The sequence below is a fragment of the Klebsiella sp. 18074 genome, assembly GCF_902705905.1.
Lineage (GTDB): Bacteria > Pseudomonadota > Gammaproteobacteria > Enterobacterales > Enterobacteriaceae > Klebsiella > Klebsiella terrigena.
The window spans coordinates 46,613-68,805 of sequence record NZ_CACSIS010000011.1 but is presented as its reverse complement, the minus strand read 5'-3'; the positions used below and the strand labels follow the sequence as shown (position 1 = coordinate 68,805).

At 58.3% G+C, this 22,193-nt stretch carries 21 protein-coding genes; 12 read left to right on the top strand and 9 right to left on the bottom strand.

Going from position 1 to position 22,193, the window contains the following annotated elements:
• Positions 1-4 precede the first annotated feature (4 nt).
• The 3 genes from GVK32_RS12760 (at position 5) to GVK32_RS12750 (ending at position 5,041) form a co-directional block, all read left to right on the top strand.
• Positions 5-1,975 (top strand): TonB-dependent siderophore receptor, encoded by a 1,971-nt coding sequence (locus tag GVK32_RS12760; protein WP_159868143.1) that lies wholly within the window; start codon positions 5-7, stop codon positions 1,973-1,975.
• A 37-nt stretch (positions 1,976-2,012) separates the two neighbouring features.
• The gene (locus GVK32_RS12755) at positions 2,013-2,657 is read left to right on the top strand and encodes an MOSC domain-containing protein (RefSeq protein ID WP_159868140.1); all 645 of its coding nucleotides are present in this window, start codon (positions 2,013-2,015) and stop codon (positions 2,655-2,657) included.
• A gap of 263 nt (positions 2,658-2,920) precedes the next feature.
• Positions 2,921-5,041: a TonB-dependent siderophore receptor gene (locus tag GVK32_RS12750; RefSeq protein ID WP_159868137.1), complete on the top strand. Its 2,121-nt coding sequence runs from the start codon at positions 2,921-2,923 to the stop codon at positions 5,039-5,041.
• A 92-nt stretch (positions 5,042-5,133) separates the two neighbouring features.
• Here GVK32_RS12750 and emtA read toward each other — a convergent pair whose 3' ends face one another.
• Entirely contained in the window at positions 5,134-5,745 is a 612-nt protein-coding gene (gene emtA / locus GVK32_RS12745) for a membrane-bound lytic murein transglycosylase EmtA (RefSeq protein WP_041146166.1), read from the bottom strand.
• Between the two features lie 95 nt (positions 5,746-5,840).
• Between emtA and ldcA the strand changes: the two genes are divergently transcribed.
• Complete coding sequence (gene ldcA, locus GVK32_RS12740; protein WP_159868134.1) at positions 5,841-6,755, top strand: muramoyltetrapeptide carboxypeptidase; 915 nt, start codon at positions 5,841-5,843, stop codon at positions 6,753-6,755.
• 92 nt (positions 6,756-6,847) lie between these two features.
• Complete coding sequence (locus tag GVK32_RS12735) at positions 6,848-8,581, top strand: potassium/proton antiporter (protein WP_159868131.1); 1,734 nt, start codon at positions 6,848-6,850, stop codon at positions 8,579-8,581.
• Positions 8,582-8,597: 16 nt separating this feature from the next.
• Here GVK32_RS12735 and dadX read toward each other — a convergent pair whose 3' ends face one another.
• Both dadX and GVK32_RS12725 read right to left on the bottom strand, forming a co-directional pair.
• Entirely contained in the window at positions 8,598-9,668 is a 1,071-nt protein-coding gene (gene dadX / locus GVK32_RS12730) for a catabolic alanine racemase DadX (RefSeq protein ID WP_041146169.1), read from the bottom strand.
• Between the two features lie 9 nt (positions 9,669-9,677).
• Positions 9,678-10,976: a D-amino acid dehydrogenase gene (locus tag GVK32_RS12725; RefSeq protein WP_159868128.1), complete on the bottom strand. Its 1,299-nt coding sequence runs from the start codon at positions 10,974-10,976 to the stop codon at positions 9,678-9,680.
• A gap of 321 nt (positions 10,977-11,297) precedes the next feature.
• Between GVK32_RS12725 and GVK32_RS12720 the strand changes: the two genes are divergently transcribed.
• Positions 11,298-12,830 (top strand): SpoVR family protein, encoded by a 1,533-nt coding sequence (locus tag GVK32_RS12720; protein ID WP_041146171.1) that lies wholly within the window; start codon positions 11,298-11,300, stop codon positions 12,828-12,830.
• Between the two features lie 73 nt (positions 12,831-12,903).
• Here the strand turns inward: GVK32_RS12720 and fadR are convergent, their stop codons facing one another.
• Entirely contained in the window at positions 12,904-13,623 is a 720-nt protein-coding gene (gene fadR, locus GVK32_RS12715) for a fatty acid metabolism transcriptional regulator FadR (RefSeq protein ID WP_041146172.1), read from the bottom strand.
• A gap of 242 nt (positions 13,624-13,865) precedes the next feature.
• Here fadR and nhaB point away from each other — a divergent pair, with 242 nt between their 5' ends.
• The 3 genes from nhaB to GVK32_RS12700 all read left to right on the top strand — a co-directional run bounded on the left by nhaB (position 13,866) and on the right by GVK32_RS12700 (position 16,692).
• On the top strand, positions 13,866-15,416 hold the full coding sequence (nhaB, locus tag GVK32_RS12710; RefSeq protein WP_159868125.1) for a sodium/proton antiporter NhaB: 1,551 nt from the start codon (positions 13,866-13,868) through the stop codon (positions 15,414-15,416).
• 137 nt (positions 15,417-15,553) lie between these two features.
• On the top strand, positions 15,554-16,084 hold the full coding sequence (dsbB, locus tag GVK32_RS12705; RefSeq protein ID WP_041146174.1) for a disulfide bond formation protein DsbB: 531 nt from the start codon (positions 15,554-15,556) through the stop codon (positions 16,082-16,084).
• 263 nt (positions 16,085-16,347) lie between these two features.
• Complete coding sequence (locus GVK32_RS12700) at positions 16,348-16,692, top strand: DUF1971 domain-containing protein (protein ID WP_041146175.1); 345 nt, start codon at positions 16,348-16,350, stop codon at positions 16,690-16,692.
• Between the two features lie 102 nt (positions 16,693-16,794).
• On the opposite strand, the gene GVK32_RS12695 is transcribed toward GVK32_RS12700, so the two are convergent.
• From GVK32_RS12695 to GVK32_RS12680, 4 genes are all read right to left on the bottom strand, one after another.
• Positions 16,795-17,310: a DUF4823 domain-containing protein gene (locus GVK32_RS12695; RefSeq protein ID WP_159868122.1), complete on the bottom strand. Its 516-nt coding sequence runs from the start codon at positions 17,308-17,310 to the stop codon at positions 16,795-16,797.
• Between the two features lie 120 nt (positions 17,311-17,430).
• A complete protein-coding gene (locus GVK32_RS12690; protein ID WP_041146176.1) occupies positions 17,431-17,877 on the bottom strand; it encodes a YcgN family cysteine cluster protein in 447 nt (148 codons plus the stop codon).
• 93 nt (positions 17,878-17,970) lie between these two features.
• Positions 17,971-18,630, bottom strand: coding sequence for a fumarylacetoacetate hydrolase family protein (locus GVK32_RS12685; protein ID WP_159868119.1), 660 nt, complete (start codon positions 18,628-18,630; stop codon positions 17,971-17,973).
• Between the two features lie 92 nt (positions 18,631-18,722).
• Entirely contained in the window at positions 18,723-19,001 is a 279-nt protein-coding gene (locus tag GVK32_RS12680; RefSeq protein ID WP_123709073.1) for a YcgL domain-containing protein, read from the bottom strand.
• A 126-nt stretch (positions 19,002-19,127) separates the two neighbouring features.
• Here GVK32_RS12680 and minC point away from each other — a divergent pair, with 126 nt between their 5' ends.
• The 3 genes from minC to minE are packed head-to-tail and all read left to right on the top strand — an operon-like array spanning position 19,128 to position 20,935.
• Complete coding sequence (minC, locus tag GVK32_RS12675) at positions 19,128-19,826, top strand: septum site-determining protein MinC (RefSeq protein ID WP_159868367.1); 699 nt, start codon at positions 19,128-19,130, stop codon at positions 19,824-19,826.
• Positions 19,827-19,849: 23 nt separating this feature from the next.
• Positions 19,850-20,662: a septum site-determining protein MinD gene (gene minD / locus GVK32_RS12670; RefSeq protein ID WP_041146180.1), complete on the top strand. Its 813-nt coding sequence runs from the start codon at positions 19,850-19,852 to the stop codon at positions 20,660-20,662.
• Between the two features lie 3 nt (positions 20,663-20,665).
• Complete coding sequence (minE, locus tag GVK32_RS12665; RefSeq protein WP_041146181.1) at positions 20,666-20,935, top strand: cell division topological specificity factor MinE; 270 nt, start codon at positions 20,666-20,668, stop codon at positions 20,933-20,935.
• A gap of 97 nt (positions 20,936-21,032) precedes the next feature.
• Here minE and rnd read toward each other — a convergent pair whose 3' ends face one another.
• Positions 21,033-22,148 (bottom strand): ribonuclease D, encoded by a 1,116-nt coding sequence (gene rnd, locus GVK32_RS12660; RefSeq protein ID WP_200842873.1) that lies wholly within the window; start codon positions 22,146-22,148, stop codon positions 21,033-21,035.
• Positions 22,149-22,193 lie beyond the last annotated feature (45 nt).

Below are 22,193 nucleotides of genomic sequence, written 5' to 3'. Positions count from 1 at the left end.
AAAAATGAGAATCAGGAAGCGTTATCTTTGCACATTGATTAGCCTCAGCTTAGGTCAGACCGCCTGGGCAGACCCGGCGGAGGAGTCCATGACCGTCTGGTCAAGCCCCGTCCCGGCGGCGACCACCAATATCCTCGGACAGGAGACAATCAAGAGTCTGGATAAGCAGGATGTCGCCCACGCGCTATCGGTGATCCCCGGCGTGGTGTTACAAAAGTCAGGCAGCCGCAACGAACTGCAGGTAAAAGTCCGCGGCTTCGATGGCCGTCAGGTTCCGGTTTTTTTTGACGGCGTGCCGATCTACGTCCCCTACGACGGCAACCTCGACCTGGGCCGGTTTCTCACTTCCGATATCGCCTCGGTGGAGGTATCAAAAGGCTACTCTTCCCTGCTGCAGGGCCCGAACCAAATGGGCGGGGCGATCAACATCACCACCCCGCGCCCCAGTAAACCACTGGAAGCCAGCATCGGCTATCGCCAGGGCTGGAGCCGCAGCGAAACTAATGCCTATGACACCCACGCCTCCCTTGGGGCCAGCGGCGATCTGGGCTACATCCAGCTCAGCGGCAGCCGCCTGAAGCAGGATTTTCTTGGCCTGCCTCACGGCACCGGTAACCCTGTCGCCGGGGAAGACGGCAAGCTGGTTAACTCGGCAAGCGATGATAAGCGCGGCATTATTAAGCTCGGCTTCACGCCGCGCGCTAACGACGAGTACGCCCTGACCTATATCAAGCAGGATGGCGAGAAGCAGAACCCGCCTTATGCCGGCACCAGCAGCCAGAAATCCCGCTACTGGCAGTGGCCGGAGTACGATAAGGAGAGCTATTACTACCAGGGCACGACGCACCTCGGCGACAGCTTCACCCTGAAAAGCCGCCTCTATCACGACACCTTCAAAAACACCCTGCTGATGTATAACTCGCTGGCGGATCTGCACAATAAGAACGGCAGCTACAGCCACTATAGCGACTACAGCACCGGCGCTGGGCTGCAGCTCGCCGCCGACGTCCGCCAGAACGACCAGCTCTCTTTTGCCGTTAACTGGAAAGATGATGTTCATCGGGAGAAGAGCGCCGTCAACGGTCCGTACGATCGCTATAAGGATCGCACCTGGTCCGTCGCCAGCGAATACCAGTGGGCGGCAGCGGAGAATCTCGACCTCGTCGCCGGGATGAGCTATGACTGGCGCAACAGTCTTCAGGGAATGAAGCACGAAAAGAACGGCAGCCTGACCCGCTACGACGACAACCGGCAGAGCGCGTTTAACTGGGAAACAATGGCTCGCTACCGCTTTAGCAACGAAGACACCCTGTCGTTCTCCTGGTCCGATCGCACCCGCTTCCCGACGCTCAAAGAGCGCTATACCACCTCGAAGCCCGCCAAAGACCAGATTGCGCTGGTCAATCCGCAGCTCAAGCCCGAGCGCGCCCGCGGCGTCGATTTGACCTGGAATGGACGCCTCAACGACCGCTGGGCCTACGAGATAAGCACCTACTATAACCGGGTCAGCGACGCCATCCTGGCGATCAATATCGATGCCGATACGGTACAGAACCAGAACAGCGGCCGGGTTGACTATACCGGCCTGGATGTGGGGATCAAAGGCTCGCCGTTCGGGCAGCTCGACGTCGGGCTAAGCTACGGCCTGATTCACGCTGATGCCAAACGCGAAGAGGCGGGCAAGGTCACCGATCTGCCGGCGCAGACGCTGACCGCCTGGCTGACCCTCAAGCCCGTCGAGCCGCTGCAAATCACGCTCTCTGAAGAAGCGCGTTCCTCCAGCTACAGCAGCAGCGACGGATCGCAAAAAGCGTCGGGATTTGCCATTACCCATCTGCGGACCGATTACGCCATAGGCCACGGTTTTAGCGTCAACGCCTCGATTAACAACCTCTTCGATACCCGATACTACTACGGTGAAGGATTTATTGAGGAGGGGCGTAACTTCTGGGCCGGCGTGGAGTATAAATTCTGAGACCTTCTCCGCCGCGGCGGAGAACAAGGAGAGCACCATGAAGACAGATTTTCCGGTAATGCTGCGCAGCATTCTCGTCAACCAGCGCCAGGCGGACGGTTCCCTGCGTAAAACGGCGCTAAGCGGACGCGTGTTCCTCGATACCCACGGCCTGCAGGCAGAGAACGGTATTGAGGAGCATTTTGCCGATCGCGACTGCGCGCTGATGCACTACGCGCGCGAGCATTACGACTACTGGCGCGAGCGCTACCCGGCGCTGGCGGGACAGCAGCTGCATATCGGTCTGTTCGGCGAGAACTTTTCTACTCGGGGGATGACGGAAGCCAACGTCTGTCCGGGGGATGTTTTTCGCCTCGGCAGCGCCGAAATCCAGATCTCCTGGGGACGCGTGGCCTGTCAGACCATGGCCGAGCGGCTAAGGGACCCTCACGCGCCGGAGCTGATGCACCAGCAGTCGCGCAACGGCTGGTTTTACCGGGTGCTGACCCCCGGGGAGACCAGCTGCAGCGACGGCTTTGTGCTGCTCGATAGGCCGGCGGAGGGCTGGCCGCTTAGCCGAGTGCAGGCCATTGTCTTTAGCGACGGCGGGACGCCGGAGGAGCTGCTGACGCTCTCAGCCATGCCGTTCCTTGCCGACGGCTGGAGAGCGCTGGCGCTGCTGCGTCTGCAAAGCCGCTCTTAGCTCCCGCCGCTCCTTAGCGCCGGGCTACCAAATCTGGTAGCCCGGCGCAGCAGCTTTCGCCGCGCCATCCCCCGCCCGCCGCGCCTGCGTCGATAAATACCATACTTATCATGAGGTTTTACTTTTCTGCGCGGCAATTACATCTTGATAACGAAAAGATAAACAATAATAATTCGCATTACTTTATGACGAAAATTGACAATTTCGCTTTTTCACGCGGCGGCGTACAGGAGTACCAGGCTGCGTAACATCAGGATTATGCAATGATCGCTCGCGTCACCTTCAAACGCTCCGCCTTGCTGTGCGCCCTCGCTACCGCTTTCCCTCTCGCAGGCCTTGCGGAAGAGACGGTCGTGGTTACCGCCCAGCCCGTCGATTCCGCCAGCACGCCCACCGTGGGCTATAGCGCAAAGACCTCCGCAGGGGCCACCAAAACCGATCAGCCGCTGATTACTACCGCCCAGTCGGTGTCGGTTATTACCCGGCAGCAAATGGCCGATCAGGGCGCGAATACGATTAGCCAGGCGCTACAGTACACGCCCGGTGTCTACTCGAGCTTTGGCGGCGGCGCGACGCGTTTTGATACCGTCTCCCTGCGCGGCTATCACGGCGGCGACGTCGACAACCTGTTCCTCGACGGCATGCGCCTGATGAGCGACGGCGGGAGCCACAACGTCATTCAGGTCGATCCGTGGTTTATCGAACGGGTGGACGTTATTCGCGGCCCCTCCTCCGCGCTGTACGGACAGAGCGTGCCGGGCGGCCTGGTCAACCTGACCTCGAAGCGCCCGCAGTTCACCTCCGAAGGTCATTTCCGCCTCAGCGGCGGAACGCAAAATACCAAAGGCGCCGCCTTCGACTATACCGATGCCATTAACGACCAGTGGGCCTATCGGATTATCGGCATGACGCGCTCCAGCGATACCCAGTATGACAACTCCCGCGAAGAGCGTTACGCCATTTCGCCGTCCCTGCTCTGGCAGCCGGATAGCGACACGTCGCTGCTGCTGCGCGCCTATCTGCAAAAAGATCCGTCGGGCGGCTATCACGGTTCGCTGCCGCTGGATGGCACCCGCTACGCGCACAATGGGCGCAAGCTCTCCACCAGCACCAACGAAGGCGATCCGGCCGATGGCTATCAGCGTCGCGAGCAGATCTACAGCTATGAGTTTAATCACCAGTTCAGCGACGTCTGGTCGGCCTATTCCGCCGGCAGCTATACCCACACCAACGTCTCGTTAGATCAGGTGTATCAGGTGGGCTGGGTTGACGACACGAATATGCTCTCCCGCGGCTACAGCGGCTCGCGCGGCTCGCTGGACGCGTGGTCCACGGATAACCGCCTGCGCGCCGATTTTAGTACCGGCGAGCTGGCGCATACCCTCATACTCGGCGCGGAATACCACCGCTTCCGCAACGATTTATGGACCGGTGCCGGCGGCGCCTCGCCGCTCGATCCGTTTACCGGCTATACCGCTCAGAGCGGGCATACCGTCACCTACAGCGATAACAATAACCGCCGCTATTACCAGACCGGGCTCTATCTGCAGGATGAGATGGTGTGGAATCGCTGGCATCTGGACCTCTCCGGCCGCTACGACCGCATCGTTTCCCAGCAGGTCAGCGACACGTTCGGTACCTCGAGCCGCCGTTCGGATGACCATATCAGCGGCCGCGCCTCCCTGCTGTACGCGCTGGAAAACGGCCTCTCGCCGTACCTGAGCTACAGCCAGGCCATTACCCCGGCGATGCTGCCGGGAGCCGACGGCACCCTGCTCAAACCGACGACCGCGGAACAGGTAGAAGCGGGTCTGAAGTTCCAGCCGCCGGGCAGCGCCGATATGTACAGTATCGCTATCTATGATTTAACCCAGAAAGACGTCGCCACCCGCGATCCGAATATCGCCACCGCAACCTTTGTTCCGGCCGGGAAGGTGCACTCTCAGGGCGTCGAGCTGGAGATGCATAACCAAATTACGCCGCAGCTGAGCACCATCGCCTCCTATACCTGGAACCGCCTGCGCTTCCAGGAAACCAAGGACGGTACCAACGATAATACGCCGCAGCTCTCGCCGGATCAGATGGCTTCCTTCTGGGCGCGCTATCAGTTCCCGGCGGGGATCAGCGCCGGTGCGGGGGTACGCTACATTGGGAAACAGTGGGCGGATGATGCCAATACCGAGCGTCTGCCGTCGGTGACCCTGCTGGATGCGATGGTGCGTGCGGATCTCGGCGTCTGGTCGCCGTCGCTGAAAGGGGCGTTCGTGCAGGTGAATGCGAATAACCTCAGCGACCGGGAGTACCTCTCCGGCTGCTACGGAACCGGTAACTGCTACTGGGGCGCGGAGCGCAGCGTGACGGCCACCGTCGGCTACGATTTCTAAGCCAGAGTCTAAAACGCCGCGCCTGCGGGTGACAGAATCACGCGTTCTGTCGCCCCGCTAAGCGCGGCGCGAGTGGCGCAAGGTGGCGATGATTACATCGCGTCCAGCGCTTTCTGCAGCTTCCAGATATAGCGCGGCGCCTGCGGAGCCGGGTGCTTTTTCGCTACGTGCTCGAAGAAGTCGTCGGCATCCATATCATTAATTTCGTCAATCGCGTCCTGGCGGTTCGACGAGAAGGTGCGCAGCAGCGCGCCGGCGCCGTTGGCGTAGGAGACCACCACCGCGTAGCGCATCACCTGCGGATCTTTAATCCCGGCCAGCGGACCGTTCTCAAGAATGCTCAGATAGGCCGCGCCCATCGAAATATTACGCTCCGGGTTTTTCAGCTCGCTCACCGACGGCTCGCCGCGCCAGCCCATGCGCTGGTAAACATCGCGCCCGGAGGTCGAAGGCTTCAGCTGCATCAGGCCAACCGCACCGGATTTACTCACTACCGTAGGATTACCGCCGGACTCGATGGCGATAATTGCCGTCACCAGCTGCGGGTCAACGCCCCACGCTGCGCCGGCTTTTTCGCTGATTGGCATCCACTGCATCGCCCGCTTCACCGGAACCTCGGCGTTCCACGGTGGATTGCGGTAATCATGTTTCGAGCTACAGCCGGCCAGGAACACAAATAAAAAAACGCACCATCTCAATTTCACACATCTATCCTTATTGGCTGAAGTTTGCTGCCTGGAGATGACAATAATCGCTCCAGGCGGCATGATAACCCTTTCATTCTTAGCAAGGAATTGCCATGTCTCAGTTTTATCTGGTCGCCCCCTCAGGCTACTGCACCAACCAGCAGGCGGCGGCCCGCGGCGTCAGCCGTCTGCTGGAAGCAGGACACCAGGTGATAAACCAGCAGGTCATTACCCGCCGACAGCAGCGCTTTGCCGGGACTGAGCAGCAACGCCTGGACGATATCAACCAGCTCGCTACCCTCGACGGCAGCAACCGCATCGTCATGCCGGTGCGCGGCGGCTACGGTGCCAGCCGCCTGCTGCCGCACATCGATTGGCAGGGCCTGACCGCGCGCCAGCGGCAGGACCCGCTGCTGATCTGCGGCCACAGTGATTTCACGGCGATCCAGCTGGGTCTGCTGGCAAAGGGTAGCATAATCACCTTCAGCGGGCCGATGCTGGCAGGTAATTTTGGTGCAGAAACGCTGGATCCGTTCACGGAATTTCACTTCTGGCAGGCGCTGAGCAGCCCGCAGTTTACCCTCGAATGGGACGGCGACGGTCCGGAGTGCCGCGCGCAGGGCACGCTGTGGGGCGGCAACCTGGCGATGCTCACCTCGCTTATCGGCACGCCGTGGCTGCCGCAGATTGCCGATGGCATTCTGGTGCTGGAAGATATCAACGAACATCCGTTCCGCGTCGAGCGCATGCTGCTGCAGCTGCTGCATAGCGGCATTCTTGCACGCCAGCGGGCGATTATCCTCGGCAGCTTCAGCGGCGCCGCGCCCAACGATTACGACGCCGGATACGATTTACCGGCAGTTTACGCTTACCTGCGCGCGCAGCTCGCTGTTCCGCTGATCGACGGCTTAGATTTCGGCCACGAGCAGCGTACCGTCACCCTGCCGCTCGGCGCGCGGGCGCTGCTGGTGAACAATGCGGCCACCACCACCCTCACGCTGAGCGGCCATCCGGTGCTGACGGAATAAAATTTTCCGTGACACATTTCCGGATCCCCCGCGGATGGTTAATATGATGTCAATTTCTCAAAGTCTTCATACGCGTAAGGAGTGCATGAACATTGGATGCCGGTGCGGTTATTAGTCTGTTTATTCTGGGTTCTGTATTAGTAACCTGTAGCATTTTATTGAGTTCCTTTTCCTCACGTCTCGGCATTCCGATTCTGGTCATCTTCCTGGCTATCGGCATGCTGGCGGGCGTTGACGGTATCGGCGGCATCCCTTTTGACAACTACCCTTTCGCCTATATGGCGAGTAACCTGGCGCTGGCGGTGATCCTGCTGGACGGCGGGATGCGCACCCAGGCCAGCTCCTTTCGCGTGGCGCTATGGCCCGCGCTTTCGCTGGCCACCGTCGGGGTACTGATCACCTCCTGCCTGACCGGGCTGATGGCGGCGTGGCTGTTTCATCTCAACCTGATTGAGGGGATGCTGATCGGCGCGATTGTCGGCTCCACCGACGCCGCGGCGGTCTTCTCCCTGCTCGGCGGCAAGGGCCTCAACGAGCGCGTCGGCTCAACGCTGGAGATCGAATCCGGCAGCAACGATCCGATGGCGGTGTTTCTGACCATCACGCTTATCGAGATGATTCAGCAGCACGAAACCGGCCTCAGCTGGATGTTTGCGGTCCACATCGTGCAGCAGTTTGGCCTTGGGATCGTCATCGGCCTCGGCGGCGGCTATCTGCTCCTGCAGATGATAAACCGCATCGTGCTGCCAACCGGCCTCTATCCTCTGCTGGCACTGAGCGGCGGGATTATGATTTTCGCCGTCACCACCTCGCTGGACGGCAGCGGCATCCTGGCGGTTTATCTGTGCGGCTTCCTGCTCGGCAACCGGCCGATTCGCAACCGTCACGGCATTCTGCAAAACTTCGACGGCCTGGCGTGGCTGGCGCAAATCGGCATGTTCCTGGTGCTCGGCCTGCTGCTGACGCCGTCGGACCTGTGGCCGATTGCGATCCCGGCGCTGCTGCTGTCGATGTGGATGATTTTTGTCGCCCGTCCGCTGTCGGTCTTCGCCGGCCTGCTGCCATTTCGCGGGTTTAACCTGCGCGAGCGCATCTTCATCAGCTGGGTAGGATTACGCGGCGCGGTACCGATTATCCTCGCCGTATTCCCGATGATGGCCGGGCTTGAGAATGCGCGCCTGTTCTTCAACGTCGCCTTCTTCGTGGTGCTGGTCTCACTGCTGCTGCAGGGCACCTCGCTATCGTGGGCGGCGAAAAAAGCTCGGGTGGTGGTCCCGCCGGTAGGCTGGCCCATTTCCCGGGTCGGGCTGGATATCCATCCGGAGAACCCGTGGGAGCAGTTTGTCTATCAGCTTAGCGCCGATAAATGGTGCGTCGGCGCGGCGCTGCGCGATCTGCATATGCCGCCGGAAACGCGCATTGCCGCCCTGTTTCGCGATAACGCGCTGCTGCACCCCACCGGCAGCACCCGCCTGCTGGAGGGAGATATTCTGTGCGTGATTGGCCGCGAGCGCGACCTGCCCGCGCTGGGTAAGATGTTCAGCCAGTCGCCGCCGGTGGCGCTCGATCAGCGCTTCTTCGGCGACTTTATTCTCGATGCCAGCGCAAAATTCGCAGATGTGGCGCAAATTTATGGCCTGGAGGGCGGGGAAGAGTATCGCGATCGCCAGCTGTCGCTGGGTGATGTCGTTCAGCATCAGCTCGGAGCGGCGCCGGTTGTGGGTGACCACGTTGAGTTCGCCGGGATGGTGTGGACGGTGGCCGAAAAAGAAGAGGACCACGTGCTGAAGGTGGGCGTTCGCGTTGCGGAAGATGAGGCGGAGTGATCCGCCTCACGGAAAGTTACGCCGTCACAACAGGGACGCGCGGCGCCAAAGCGCACATTAGCTCATAGCCGACGGTACCGCTGGCGGCGGCCACGTCGTCGATTTTAACCTCTTTGCCCCACAGTTCGACCGGCGCACCGATGCCGGCCTGTGGGCAAGGCGTGAGGTCTACCGCCAGCATATCCATCGACACGCGCCCCACCAGCGTGGTGCGCACGCCATCAACCAGCACCGGCGTTCCCGCCGGCGCAATGCGCGGATAGCCGTCGGCATAGCCGCAGGCCACGATGCCAATCCGCTGCTCCTCCGTTGTCCGGTAGAGGCCGCCGTAGCCCACCGCCTCACCCGCCTTCAGGTTCTGCACGGCAATAATCTCGCTGCTGAGGGTCATCACTGGCTTCAGGCCGCTGTTGGCGATATCCTGCCACTGGCCGGACGGCGAGGCGCCGTAGAGCACGATCCCCGGTCTGACCCAGTCAAAATGCGCTTCCGGGTGCCAAAGGGTCGCCGCCGAGTTCGCCAGCGAACGCGAGCACGCCAGCCCTTCTGCCGCCTGCTCGATGCGGCGCATCGGCTCGACGATGCCCTGCGGATTTTCCGCGTCGGCAAAGTGCGACATCAGCGTCATTTCGCTGACGTTGCCCAGCGCCCGCAGCTGCTGCCAGACGGTATGGATGCGCTCCGGCATAAAGCCCAGCCGGTTCATGCCGCTGTTGACCTTAACGTAGATATCCAGCGGAGCGTGGAGCTTCGCCTGCTGCAGCGCCTTGATTTGCCAGTTGCTGTGCACGCTGGTGGTCAGGCGATACTTATCAAACAGCGCCAGCTCGTCGGCGTGGAAGAAGCCCTCGAGCAGCAGAATCGGTCCTTTCCAGCCCTGCTCGCGCAGCAGGATCGCCTCTTCAAGGTTCAGCATGGCAAAGCCATCTGCGCCGCTGAGCGCATTCCACACGCGCGCCAGGCCGTGGCCGTAGGCGTTGGCTTTCACCACCGCCCACAGCCGCGAGCCCGGGGCCGCGCGCCGGACAATCTGCAAATTCTGCCGCAGGGCCGACAAATCAATGCTGGCCAGTACCGGACGGGACATGAAGACTCCTTAGTTGTGAACGCCGTGCAGGTGCTGAGCACGCGCCGGAGTGAAGCCCGAGCTATAGCGGGCGACGGCAAGATCGTCGTACGGAATAGCCGGAGTGCGACCCGAAATCAAATCGCTCAAAAGCTGTCCTGAGCCGCACGCCATGGTCCAGCCCAGGGTGCCGTGCCCGGTATTGAGCCACAGGTTTTTATACGGCGTGCGCCCGACCACCGGCGTGCCGTCCGGGGTCATCGGACGTAGGCCGGTCCAGAAGGTCGCCTGCTCTACGTGGCCGCCGCGCGGGAACAGATCGCGCACCACCATCTCCAGCGTTTCGCGACGCGGCTGCAGCAGCTCTTTATTAAAGCCGACGATTTCCGCCATCCCGCCGACGCGGATCCGCTGGTCAAAGCGGGTAATCGCAATTTTGTAAGTCTCATCAAGGATAGTCGATACCGGCGCCCCGTCCTCCTCGGCGATCGGGATCGTCAGCGAGTAGCCCTTCAGCGGATAGACCGGGATGTCCACCAGCCCTTTCAGCATCGCCGTCGAGTAGGAGCCGAAGGCCATGACGTAGGCATCGCCTTTGACAATTTCATCGCCGCACTTCACGCCGGCGATCTGCTCTCCTTCGTACAGCAGCGCGTCAACCGAGGTATTAAAGCGGAAGGTGACGCCCGCCTGCTCCGCCATCGCCGCCAGGCGCGTGGTAAACAGCTGGCAGTCGCCGGTTTCATCGTTCGGTAAACGCAGGCCGCCGGTCAGCCTGTGGCTCACCTCGGCTAAGGCGGGTTCGACTTCCAGCAGACGTTTGGCCTCCAGCAGCTGATACGGCACGCCGGCATCCTGCAGCACGGCGATGTCGCGGGTGGCGTTCTCATACTGTTTTTCGGTACGGAAAAGCTGCAGCGTCCCGCCCTGGCGCCCTTCATACTGGATGCCGGTGCTTTCGCGCAGCGCCTTCAGGCAGTCACGGCTGTACTCCGCCAGTCGCACCATGCGGCCTTTGTTTTCCATATAGTGGCGGGTGTCGCAGTTGCGCAGCATCTGCCACATCCATTTTAGCTGGAACTGCGTGCCGTCAAGGCCGATCGCCAGCGGCGCGTGGCGCTGAAACATCCACTTAATGGCCTTCAGCGGCACGCCGGGCGCGGCCCAGGGTGCGGCGTAGCCCGGGGAGATCTGTCCGGCGTTGGCGGCGCTGGTCTCTTCCGCCGGCCCCGGCTGGCGGTCGATAACCGTCACCTGATGCCCTGCCTGACTTAAATACCATGCACTAGCTACCCCAACCACCCCACTTCCCAGTATGACGACTCGCATAGCGACTCCGTAATAGTTAAAGAACAATCATCTGATTACAAATTGATAACTCAGTTGAAAATATTATTCAACATACGCTTTATTTATGGTGACTTATCTCACAGCAAACCGCACCAGCCCTGACCCCGAAGATTTACTATCTCCTGCTGCGCTTCATTTTTCACCAGAATAAAATTCTGCATTAAAGGCTAAACCAGGCCTTTAAGATTGCTAAATCGCGAAGAAAAGAAATTGTTCGCAGGCGCAGTTTGCCGAGCCGTGTTCTATGCTTGTTGTGAGGCTCTCCGTATAGAGAGAGTCACCGACAATGAGGGCGCGCTAATGGCTACGATTGATTCCATAAACAGGGACACGACTCGTTTAAGCGATGGACCCGACTGGACTTTTGAACTGCTGGAAACCTACCTCGCCGAGGTTGACCGGGTGGCGAAGCTGTATCGTCTCGACACCTACCCGCATCAGATCGAAGTCATTACTTCCGAGCAGATGATGGATGCCTACTCCAGCGTCGGAATGCCAATCAACTACCCGCACTGGTCGTTTGGTAAGAAATTTATCGAAACCGAGCAGGCGTATAAGCACGGCCAGCAGGGGCTGGCCTACGAAATTGTCATCAACTCCAACCCCTGTATCGCCTATCTGATGGAGGAGAACACCATTACCATGCAGGCGCTGGTGATGGCTCACGCCTGCTACGGGCACAACTCCTTTTTCAAGAATAACTACCTGTTCCGCAGCTGGACCGATGCCAGCTCGATAATCGACTACCTGATCTTCGCCCGCAAATACATCACCGAATGCGAGGAGCGGTACGGCGTTGATGAGGTGGAGAAACTGCTCGACTCCTGCCACGCGCTGATGAACTATGGCGTCGACCGCTACAAGCGTCCGCAGAAAATTTCGCTGCAGGAGGAGAAGGCGCGGCAGAAAAGCCGGGAAGAGTATCTGCAAAGCCAGGTGAATATGCTGTGGCGCACCCTGCCTAAGCGGGAAGAAGAGAAAGCCATTGAAACCGCGCGCCGCTACCCTTCGGAGCCGCAGGAAAACCTGCTCTATTTTATGGAGAAGAACGCCCCGCTGCTGGAGTCATGGCAGCGTGAAATCCTGCGTATCGTGCGTAAGGTGAGCCAGTATTTCTATCCGCAGAAGCAGACTCAGGTGATGAACGAGGGCTGGGCGACCTTCTGGCACTACACGATCCTTAACCACCTGTACGATGAAGGCAAGGTGACGGAACGCTTTATGCTGGAGTTTCTGCACAGCCACACCAACGTTATCTACCAGCCGCCCTATAACAGCCAGTGGTACAACGGGATTAATCCCTACGCGCTGGGCTTTGCCATGTTCCAGGATATTAAGCGCATTTGTCAGTCGCCGACCGAAGAGGACAAATACTGGTTCCCGGACATCGCCGGCTCCGACTGGCTGGAGACGCTGCATTTTGCTATGCGCGACTTCAAGGATGAGAGCTTTATCAGCCAGTTCCTGTCACCGAAAATTATGCGTGATTTCCGCTTCTTTACGGTGCTCGACGACGACCATCACAACTACCTGGAGATTTCGGCCATCCATAACGAGGAGGGGTATCGGGAGATTCGCGCCAAGCTTTCCGCCCAGTACAACCTGAGCAACCTCGAGCCGAATATTCAGGTGTGGAACGTCGACCTTCGCGGCGACCGTTCGCTGACGCTGCGCTACGTGCCGCATAACCGCGTACCGCTGGATAAGGGCCGCCGTGAGGTGCTCAAGCACGTCCATCGCCTGTGGGGATTCGACATCCTGCTGGAGCAGCAAAATGCCGATGGCAGCATCGAACTGCTGGAGCGCAGCCCGCCGCGGCAAAACGCGCTGTAAGTCGCGCGGCGCTAAATCGCACAAAGCAAAACGCCCGGCATAATCACCGGGCGTTTTTTTCTTATTGCGGGACTTAGCGCATACCGATGACTAAATCACCCGGCAGCGTTTTCTGCATACGATGCCAGATTTCACCGCTGTCATGCCCGTAGCGACGGACGATCTCGTAAACCTGCTCGTGCTGCCCTTCTTCACAGACTTTAGCCAGCTGGTGATAGAAGCCCAGCGCCAGACTGCGCGCTTCCGGATTGGCAAAATAGTGACGGCCAATACGGGTATACAGGCCCTTCATGCCGTTGAGGATCAGGCCGTAGATCGGATTACCGGAGGCAAAGGCCAGGCCGCGGAAGATGCCGTAATCGAGATCGGCGAACGCATCGCCGTGGTCTTCCACCTCACGCGCCGCGGCAAGAACCTGCAGGGCGTTTTCAGGATGCTGACGGAAGGCCGTGCGGATAAAGATAGTGGAGATATTGGTACGCACCGACAGCAGGTTATCGATCAGCTGCGGGACGCTGTCGTGATCGAGGCGCGCCAGCGTCTCGAGAATATTCAGACCCGACGTTTCCCAGAAATTGTTCACCTTCGTCGGTTTGCCGTGCTGTATCGTTAACCAACCGTCACGGGCCAGACGCTGCAGAACTTCGCGTAAGGTCGTACGGGTCACACCAATAAGTTCAGAAAGCTCACGTTCGGCGGGGAGAATGGTGCCCGGGGGAAAGCGGTTATTCCATATACTTTCAATGATGTACTCTTCCGCGAAACCCGCAGGGCTCTGCGCCTTAATGACCATAGTAAGATTTCCATTACACAGCGTTGCAAATTCTACTCATCATACCAGAGCCGCTATAGGGCAGATAGCGCCAGGAGGTAATTAAAAAGGGATCGCCGTTTCATTTTGCGATTTTGCTCTTCGCGTTTGACAGAGGCCGGGCGCGATGCGAATCAGGTTGCTTCCCCTTTTGCTCAGCTGGTAGTCTTACAAATCGCAATACGTAAATTCATGTCAATATTTGACGGGGAAGGATATCTGTCGTGGAAATGTCTTATGGCCGCGCCCTGTGGCGTAATTTTCTTGGCCAGTCTCCGGACTGGTATAAGCTCACCTTAATTGTCTTCTTAATCATTAACCCGCTGGCGTTCTACCTCAATCCGTTCGTCGCCGGCTGGCTACTGGTTATTGAGTTTATTTTTACCCTGGCGATGGCGCTCAAATGCTATCCGCTGATGCCCGGTGGCCTGTTGGCTATCGAAGCGGTATTTATCGGGATGACCACCGCGGAGCATATTCGCGATGAGATCGCCAGCAACCTCGAAGTGCTCCTGCTGCTGATTTTTATGGTGGCCGGGATCTACTTTATGAAGCAGCTGCTGCTGTTTATCTTTACCCGTCTGCTGCTGGGGATCCGCAGCAAGATGCTGCTATCGCTGGCCTTTTGCCTGGCGGCGGCGTTCCTCTCCGCCTTCCTCGATGCGTTAACCGTGGTGGCGGTGGTGATTAGCGTCGCGGTGGGATTTTACGGCATTTATCATCGCGTGGCCTCCGCGCGGCCCGACGATCTCGATCTGCTGGACGATAGCCACATCGACCAGCACTATCGCGAGGTGCTGGAGCAGTTCCGCGGCTTTTTGCGCAGTCTGATGATGCACGCGGGCGTCGGTACCGCACTGGGCGGCGTGATGACCATGGTGGGCGAACCGCAAAACCTGATCATCGCCAAAGCGGCCGGATGGCACTTCGGCGAGTTCTTCTTACGCATGACGCCGGTGACGCTGCCGGTCATCGTCTGCGGCCTGCTCACCTGCCTGCTGGTGGAGAAGTTCGGCCTGTTCGGCTACGGGGAACCGCTGCCGCCGGCGGTGCGTAAGGTTCTGCAGGATTACGACGATCGCAGCCGCCAGCAGCGCAGCCGTCAGGATCGCCTGCGGCTTATCGCTCAGGGGATTATCGGCATCTGGCTGATTGCCGCGCTGGCTCTGCATCTTGGGGAGGTCGGGCTGATCGGTCTGTCGGTGATCGTTCTGGCGACCACCTTCTCAGGCGTGACCGACGAGCACGCTATCGGTAAAGCCTTTACCGAGGCGCTGCCGTTCACCGCGCTGCTGACGGTCTTTTTCGCCGTGGTCGCGGTAATTATCGACCAGCACCTGTTCTCGCCGGTGATCCAGTTCGTGCTGCAGGCGTCGCCGCACGCCCAGCTGTCGCTGTTCTATCTGTTTAACGGCCTGCTGTCATCCATTTCCGATAACGTCTTCGTTGGCACGGTCTATATCAACGAGGCCAAAACCGCGCTCCAGCAGGGCACCATCAGCCTGCCGCAGTTTGAGCTGCTGGCGGTTGCTATCAATACCGGCACCAACCTGCCTTCGGTCGCCACGCCAAACGGCCAGGCGGCATTCCTGTTCCTGCTGACCTCCGCCCTGGCGCCGCTGATTCGCCTCTCCTACGGGCGAATGGTGTGGATGGCGCTGCCTTACACCATCGTGATGACCCTGGTCGGGCTGCTGTGCGTCGAGTTTACGCTGATGCCAGCGACGCAGTGGATGCTCGAAAACGGCTGGCTCGTGATGCCGCAGCTTCCCTGAGCCTGACGCGATATTGCGCATCCGCAACCCACCGGCGGATGTGCAATATTTTTACGTAATATTTTCGGACTAGCTGCTGGCGTCGGTTCGGTTTTCGTTTACACTGCCATGATTTAGCATTTTTCAGGGAAAAGACTATGTTGCGATATTTAAACCAGTGCTCAAGAGGACGCGGAGCCTGGCTCCTGATGGCGTTCACCGCTTTCGCGCTTGAGATGGTTGCGCTATGGTTCCAGCACGTTATGCTGCTGCAGCCCTGCGTAATGTGTATTTACGAACGCTGTGCGCTATTAGGGATTATGGCAGCCGGTATTGTCGGCGCTATCGCCCCGAAAACGCCGCTGCGCTACGTGGCGCTGGTTATCTGGCTCTACAGCGCGCTGCGGGGGCTGCAGCTGGCGTGGGAACATACCATGATTCAGCTTCACCCTTCTCCGTTCCAGACCTGCGACTTTGCCGCCCGTTTCCCAACGTGGCTGCCGCTGGATAAGTGGCTGCCGCAGATGTTCGTGGCCAGCGGTGACTGTTCCGTGCGTCAGTGGGAGTTTCTGACGCTGGAGATGCCGCAGTGGCTGGTGGGGATCTTTGCCGCCTATCTGGTTGTGGCCGTGCTGGTTCTGATTGCTCAGCCGTTCAAACCGAAAAAACGCGATCTGTTCGGCCGCTAATCCCCCCGCGCTAAAGCCGCACCGCTAAGAGTAAAACCTGTCAGAGCAATCGCTGGCAGGTTTTTTTTGCCTCGCCCCCAATAGCTCTCCACGATGCCGAAGGTCCGGGGAGGCCGCAGCTTCTGCCCGACGTTCGTTGAGCGCAGCGGACCCCGGTCGCCGGTACCACGCCTTTAGGGTATTTTTCTCTCCCGTGAGTTGACCTCAGGCCCTATAAGTTGCATATTAAATACATCTTATTCGTATCCGCTAAGGAGCTCACGATGTCTCACCTGCGTATTCCGGCTAACTGGAAAGTTAAACGCTCCACGCCCTTCTTTACCAAAGAGAACGTACCTGCCGCCCTGCTCACCCACCACAACACCGCCGCCGCCGTTTTCGGCCAGCTCTGCGTGATGGAAGGAACGGTGACTTATTACGGCTTCGCCGACGAACAGGCGACGGAGCCGGAGGTCAAAGTGGTGATTAACGCCGGGCAGTTTGCGACCAGCCCGCCTCAGTACTGGCACCGCATCGAATTAAGCGACGATGCCCAGTTCAATATCAACTTCTGGGTTGAAGATGACGCCGACGGCGAAAACGGGCTGTTCCACAGCAAAAAGTCGTAACCCGCCTGCCGATGGCTGATAACAGAAAACCCGCCGGTGGCGGGTTTTGCTGACGCGGTTTGCAGAGTGAAGATTAAATTCGCTCTCCGCCGGGCAGGGTTATTAATACAGGCCCGCAACGTAGCTATTAATGGGTTGCGGCAACAAATCCTGAGGATGATCGCCACCGAAAGTGGCCCACTTACTCTTACCGCTCAGAATGGATGAGGCGACCACGCGATCCGTGGAGGAATGATATACCGTGATTTTCACTTCAATTTTATCCGGAATTCCGGACCATTCTGTCGCTCTGTCTTCCCAATGCAGTATTTGAGGAATGACATAATAGCCTTCGCTAAGCGGGCGTTTATCCTTCAGGCAGCTCAGCGTCGTACACTCAGGGGCAACGGATACGCTGTCAGTATATCGGGAGAAAGCAGACTGAACCGCGAGAGCCGTAGCCTGCCCTGAGCCGCTGTATACTTTGGTTTCATAAATCCCGTTTGCCGGCTGAGCAATAACGACCGTTTTATCTTTCAGCAACAACTCAGTGCTTTTGGTAACTTCTGCTGTGTTGTATTTTGCCGAACATCCGCTAAGCAGGATCCCGGCAATTGCTATCATCACTATTTTTTTCATTTTATGTTTCCATTAATTGCAAACGGAAACACTTTATCACCAGTGACCATCGAGCTAAAACAGAAAACCCGCCGCTGGCGGGTTTTCTGTTTTAGCCGTTCTGTCTGGCGCAGCGGGCAGCTACTGCGCCCAGTCAGGCTTGTTTAAAATATGGTCCTGCCAGTCGTTGACAGTGGACTCTTTCACCGCAATATGGCGCACGGAAATGCGCTCGCCGTGCATCGCCGCTTTTGACCCGGTCAGCAGCGGATGCCAGTGAGGCAGCGGCTGGCCTTCCGCCAGCAGGCGATAGGCACAGGTTGGCGGCAGCCACTCAAAGGTCGGCAGATTGTCCCGCGTAAGCTTGATGCAGTCCGGCTCATACTCGAAGCGCCGTTCATAGTTACGACACTGGCAGGTTTTAATATTTAACTGACGGCAGGCGACGTTAGTAAAATAGATTTCGTCAGTATCCTCATCCATCAGCTTATGCAGGCAGCACTGTCCGCAGCCGTCGCACAGTGATTCCCACTCCGCGTCGGTCATTTGCTCCAGCGTTTTGTGTTGCCAGAAGAGTTGTTCGCTCATAGGGATGTCCGTCATTGCAATTCAGGGTGCACCTTATAACCAGTCTGGCACGCCGATGCAAGTTTTGCCGCCTCTGAAGGCGGCAACAGGAGGTTACAGCACGCGGGTCAACAGGGAGAAACCGTTAAAACCGACTTCGAGCTCGTCGCCGCTATTGAGCGGGCCAACGCCTTCCGGGGTGCCGGTCAGCACCACGTCGCCGGCCTTCAGCGTAAAGAAGCGCGACATGTAGGCAATCAGCGGCACAATTTTATGGATCATATCGGCAGTCGTGCCCTGCTGGCGGACAGCGCCGTTCACCTTCAGGCTCAGCGCGGTGTTCTGCGGGTCGCCGTGGAACTCGGCGGCGGGAATAAAACCGGAGATCGGGCAGGCGTTGTCGAACCCCTTAGCCTTCTCCCACGGCTGGCCGGCTTTTTTCAGCTTGCCCTGCAGATCGCGCAGGGTCAGATCCAGCGCCACGCCGTAGCCCGCGATCCCTTTGAGCACGTGCTCTTCGGTCGCCTGACGCAGCGTGCTGCCAATCAGCACCGCCAGCTCCACTTCGTGATGCACCGACCCCAGCCCTTCAGGAAGCACCAACGGCTGGCGGATATCGCACAACGCCGTCTCAGGTTTAATAAACAGCACCGGTTCTTCCGGCGTCGCACTGCCCATTTCCTTGATGTGGTTTGCGTAGTTGCTGCCCACGCAAACGACTTTGCTTACCGGAAAATCCAGTAATGCTCCCTGCCAGTTATGATGTTGGTACATTATTTCCCCTTAGTGGGTGAATCAGAGTGATACCCTTTTCCTTCAGGCTGCTCCGGCGCGAACGATGTTCCCCTGCCGGCAGTCTGAATTATTTAAGGATTATTCCCCTGTTCCGCCAGATGCTTCTTGAGTAAATTCTCAGGCGGTGGAGGAATCTGCAGATAATAGCCCTGTTCGCTCAACGCCTGTTTTACTTTTTCCAGGTCAGCGCCAGCCAGTTTTTTACGCCCGTCGAGCGGCAGCAGCATGGTCATTTTCGGCGTGCCGAAGCTGCTCATTAATTCCGGGGGCACGCGTGAGAAATCGTCCTTTTTTTCGACATATAAATAGGTTTGCTCACGTTTGGTACTTCGATAGATCACACAAAACATAGTTTTACTCGGAATTAGACCCGTGGTCACTTGCCTCAATATATGAGTGACTATAACATGCCTTTTAGTCTTCGGAATATCACCGCACTTCGGCAGGTGATAAACAGCAAATTGAGTAAGGCCAGGATGTCAAATACGCCAATCGAACTTAAGGGCAGTAGCTTCACCTTATCTGTCGTTCATTTGCACGACGCAAATCCCGAGGTTATTCGTCAGGCGTTAGAAGACAAAATCGCCCAGGCCCCCGCGTTTTTACGTCACGCCCCGGTCGTTGTGAATATTAGCGGCATCGAAAATGTCGTCGACTGGCGCGCCATGCAGGAAGCCATCGCCACCACCGGTTTACGTATTATCGGCGTGAGCGGCTGCAAGGTCCCGCGGCTGAAAGCGGAAATCGACCGCACCGGGATCCCTTTACTGACGGAAGGGAAAGAAAAAATGCCTCGTCAGGCGTTGCCAGAACCGGTTGTCGCCCCGCCAGTTGTTAATCAGATCACAAAAACGCGTTTGATTGACCTGCCGGTACGTTCCGGTCAGCGCATTTATGCACCACACTGTGATCTAATTGTTACAAACCATGTGAGTGCCGGCGCGGAACTTATCGCCGACGGTAATATCCATGTATATGGCACGATGCGAGGTCGCGCACTCGCAGGCGCAGGCGGCGACAGGGAAGCCCAAATATTTTGTTCACACCTCGCGGCGGAACTGGTATCCATCGCTGGGGAATACTGGCTGAGTGATAATATCCCGGCCGAATTTTATGGCAAAGCGGCGCGTCTGCGTCTGGGCGATAACGCTTTGACTATTCAACCGTTGAGTTAGTCCCTTTTTAACAAGGAATTTCTATGGCACGCATTATTGTTGTGACTTCGGGTAAAGGGGGCGTTGGCAAGACCACCTCCAGCGCGGCCATCGCTACTGGTTTGGCCCAGAAGGGAAAGAAGACCGTCGTTATCGACTTCGACATTGGCCTGCGTAACCTTGATCTGATCATGGGCTGCGAACGCCGGGTAGTTTATGACTTCGTTAACGTTATTCAGGGTGACGCCACGCTGAATCAGGCGTTAATCAAAGATAAGCGCACCGAAAACCTCTACATCCTCCCCGCTTCCCAGACGCGTGATAAAGACGCGCTGACCCGCGAAGGCGTAGACAAGGTTCTTGAAGAACTGAAAAAAATGAATTTCGATTTTGTTGTCTGCGATTCCCCTGCAGGCATCGAAACCGGTGCGCTGATGGCGCTGTACTTCGCTGACGAAGCCATCATCACCACTAACCCGGAAGTCTCCTCCGTTCGTGACTCCGACCGCATCCTCGGTATTCTTGCGTCCAAATCCCGCCGTGCGGAAAATGGCGAAGAGCCGATTAAAGAGCACCTGCTGCTGACCCGCTACAACCCAGGTCGCGTCAATAAGGGCGACATGCTGAGCATGGAAGACGTGCTGGAGATCCTGCGTATCAATCTGGTAGGCGTGATCCCGGAAGATCAGTCCGTGCTGCGCGCGTCGAACCAGGGTGAGCCGGTTATTCTGGATGATGCATCGGACGCAGGTAAGGCCTATGCCGATACCGTCGAACGTCTGCTCGGAGAAGAACGTCCTTTCCGCTTCATTGAAGAAGAGAAGAAAGGTTTCCTCAAACGCCTGTTCGGAGGATAAATTATGGCATTACTCGACTTTTTTCTCTCGCGGAAAAAGAACACGGCCAACATTGCGAAAGAGCGCCTGCAAATCATCGTTGCGGAGCGTCGTCGCGGCGATGCTGAACCGCATTACCTGCCGCAGCTACGAAAAGATATTCTGGAAGTCATCTGTAAGTACGTGCAGATCGACCCGGAAATGGTCAGCGTGCAGCTGGAGCAGCGAGACGGTGATATTTCGATTCTGGAGTTGAACGTGACTTTACCAGAACCGGAAGAGTCGAAATCCTGACGCTGGATGCGCCCGATAGCCTTGCGCTGTCGGGCCAGTTTGTTGCATAGCCCGGAGATCTCCCGGGCTATTTGCCGTTGCTTCGCGTTGCCGTGACTTAGCGCGGATATTCGCTGAGCAGCGCCCGCAGGCGATCGGCCATCAGTTCGCTACGCCAGCCGGAAATCAGCTCCGGCAGCGCATTGCCGCTCTTCAACTGCCAGTGCCAGTTCAGCAGCTGGTTAATCTGCCTTCTTGACGCCAGCAGCTCGGCGCTCAGCTCCGTTTCGCTACTCACTTCCTGCACCAGCGCCTTAATCTCTTTGAAGACCTTGCGGTATCCCGGCATATCGATCAGGTTTTGCAACGGCTCAGGCAACGCCTCTTCCGGCAGTGCCTGCGCCTTCGCCACCAGGCTTATCAGCGTTTTGCCGTGAAAACGAATTTCGCTGCCCGACAGCCCGAGGCTATCGAGCTCGCCGAGGCTGCCGGGCATATAGCGCGCCACGCTCCACAGATGCTCCTCACGCACGACGAAATTCACCGCCATGTCGCGGTCGCGCGCTTTGCGCAGGCGCCACTCCGCCAGCAGCTGCAGGCAGCCGAGCTGGCGGGTGCGAAGCTGCCAGGCGTTGCCGATCTCGCGCCACGCCTGCGACGGGTCCTGTATTTCCTGGCGGCGCTGCTGCATCAGGCGACATTCGTCCAGCGCAGCGGGCAGCCAGCCGGCGGCTTCGGTTTCGGCCATCAGCCTGATGGCGATGGGCAGCAGGTACCAGACGTCCGCCGCGGCATAGTCGCACTGGCGTTCGGTCAGCGGGCGGGCCAGCCAGTCGGTACGCGACTCGCTCTTATCCAGCGCCACGCCGGAGTACTCCTCGACCATCGAGGCAAAGCCCCATGACATCGGGCGCCCGCAGAAGGCCGCCAGAATTTGGGTGTCAATCAGCGGCTGCGGCATCAGGCTGAAGGTGTTGAGGAACACTTCCAGATCTTCACTGCCAGCGTGGAGGTATTTGGTGACGTTTTGATTCAGCAGCAGTTCACGCATCGGTGCCCAATCGGTGATTTCCAGCGGATCGATGAGCGAAACCTGCTCGCCATCAAACAGCTGCAGCAGTCCCAGCTGTGGATAATAGGTGCGGGTGCGGACAAATTCCGTATCCAGCGCAACCGCAGCTGCCGCGCTTGCCGCTTCACAGACGGCGCGAAGACCGTCGTTGGTGGTAATCATCTGATAGTTCAAATCATGCTCTCTTAACTGGCGCCCATAAAAAAC

Bases quoted from the DNA above. Each gene is read 5' to 3' on its own strand.
- GVK32_RS12760 (WP_159868143.1), top strand. From the start codon at position 5: ATGAGAATCAGGAAGCGTTATCTTTGCACATTGATTAGCCTCAGCTTA.
- GVK32_RS12755 (WP_159868140.1), top strand. From the start codon at position 2,013: ATGAAGACAGATTTTCCGGTAATGCTGCGCAGCATTCTCGTCAACCAG.
- GVK32_RS12750 (WP_159868137.1), top strand. From the start codon at position 2,921: ATGATCGCTCGCGTCACCTTCAAACGCTCCGCCTTGCTGTGCGCCCTC.
- ldcA (WP_159868134.1), top strand. From the start codon at position 5,841: ATGTCTCAGTTTTATCTGGTCGCCCCCTCAGGCTACTGCACCAACCAG.
- dadX (WP_041146169.1), bottom strand. From the start codon at position 9,668: ATGTCCCGTCCGGTACTGGCCAGCATTGATTTGTCGGCCCTGCGGCAG.
- GVK32_RS12725 (WP_159868128.1), bottom strand. From the start codon at position 10,976: ATGCGAGTCGTCATACTGGGAAGTGGGGTGGTTGGGGTAGCTAGTGCA.
- GVK32_RS12720 (WP_041146171.1), top strand. From the start codon at position 11,298: ATGGCTACGATTGATTCCATAAACAGGGACACGACTCGTTTAAGCGAT.
- fadR (WP_041146172.1), bottom strand. From the start codon at position 13,623: ATGGTCATTAAGGCGCAGAGCCCTGCGGGTTTCGCGGAAGAGTACATC.
- dsbB (WP_041146174.1), top strand. From the start codon at position 15,554: ATGTTGCGATATTTAAACCAGTGCTCAAGAGGACGCGGAGCCTGGCTC.
- GVK32_RS12700 (WP_041146175.1), top strand. From the start codon at position 16,348: ATGTCTCACCTGCGTATTCCGGCTAACTGGAAAGTTAAACGCTCCACG.
- GVK32_RS12695 (WP_159868122.1), bottom strand. From the start codon at position 17,310: ATGAAAAAAATAGTGATGATAGCAATTGCCGGGATCCTGCTTAGCGGA.
- GVK32_RS12690 (WP_041146176.1), bottom strand. From the start codon at position 17,877: ATGAGCGAACAACTCTTCTGGCAACACAAAACGCTGGAGCAAATGACC.
- GVK32_RS12685 (WP_159868119.1), bottom strand. From the start codon at position 18,630: ATGTACCAACATCATAACTGGCAGGGAGCATTACTGGATTTTCCGGTA.
- GVK32_RS12680 (WP_123709073.1), bottom strand. From the start codon at position 19,001: ATGTTTTGTGTGATCTATCGAAGTACCAAACGTGAGCAAACCTATTTA.
- minC (WP_159868367.1), top strand. From the start codon at position 19,128: ATGTCAAATACGCCAATCGAACTTAAGGGCAGTAGCTTCACCTTATCT.
- minD (WP_041146180.1), top strand. From the start codon at position 19,850: ATGGCACGCATTATTGTTGTGACTTCGGGTAAAGGGGGCGTTGGCAAG.
- minE (WP_041146181.1), top strand. From the start codon at position 20,666: ATGGCATTACTCGACTTTTTTCTCTCGCGGAAAAAGAACACGGCCAAC.
- rnd (WP_200842873.1), bottom strand. From the start codon at position 22,148: ATGATTACCACCAACGACGGTCTTCGCGCCGTCTGTGAAGCGGCAAGC.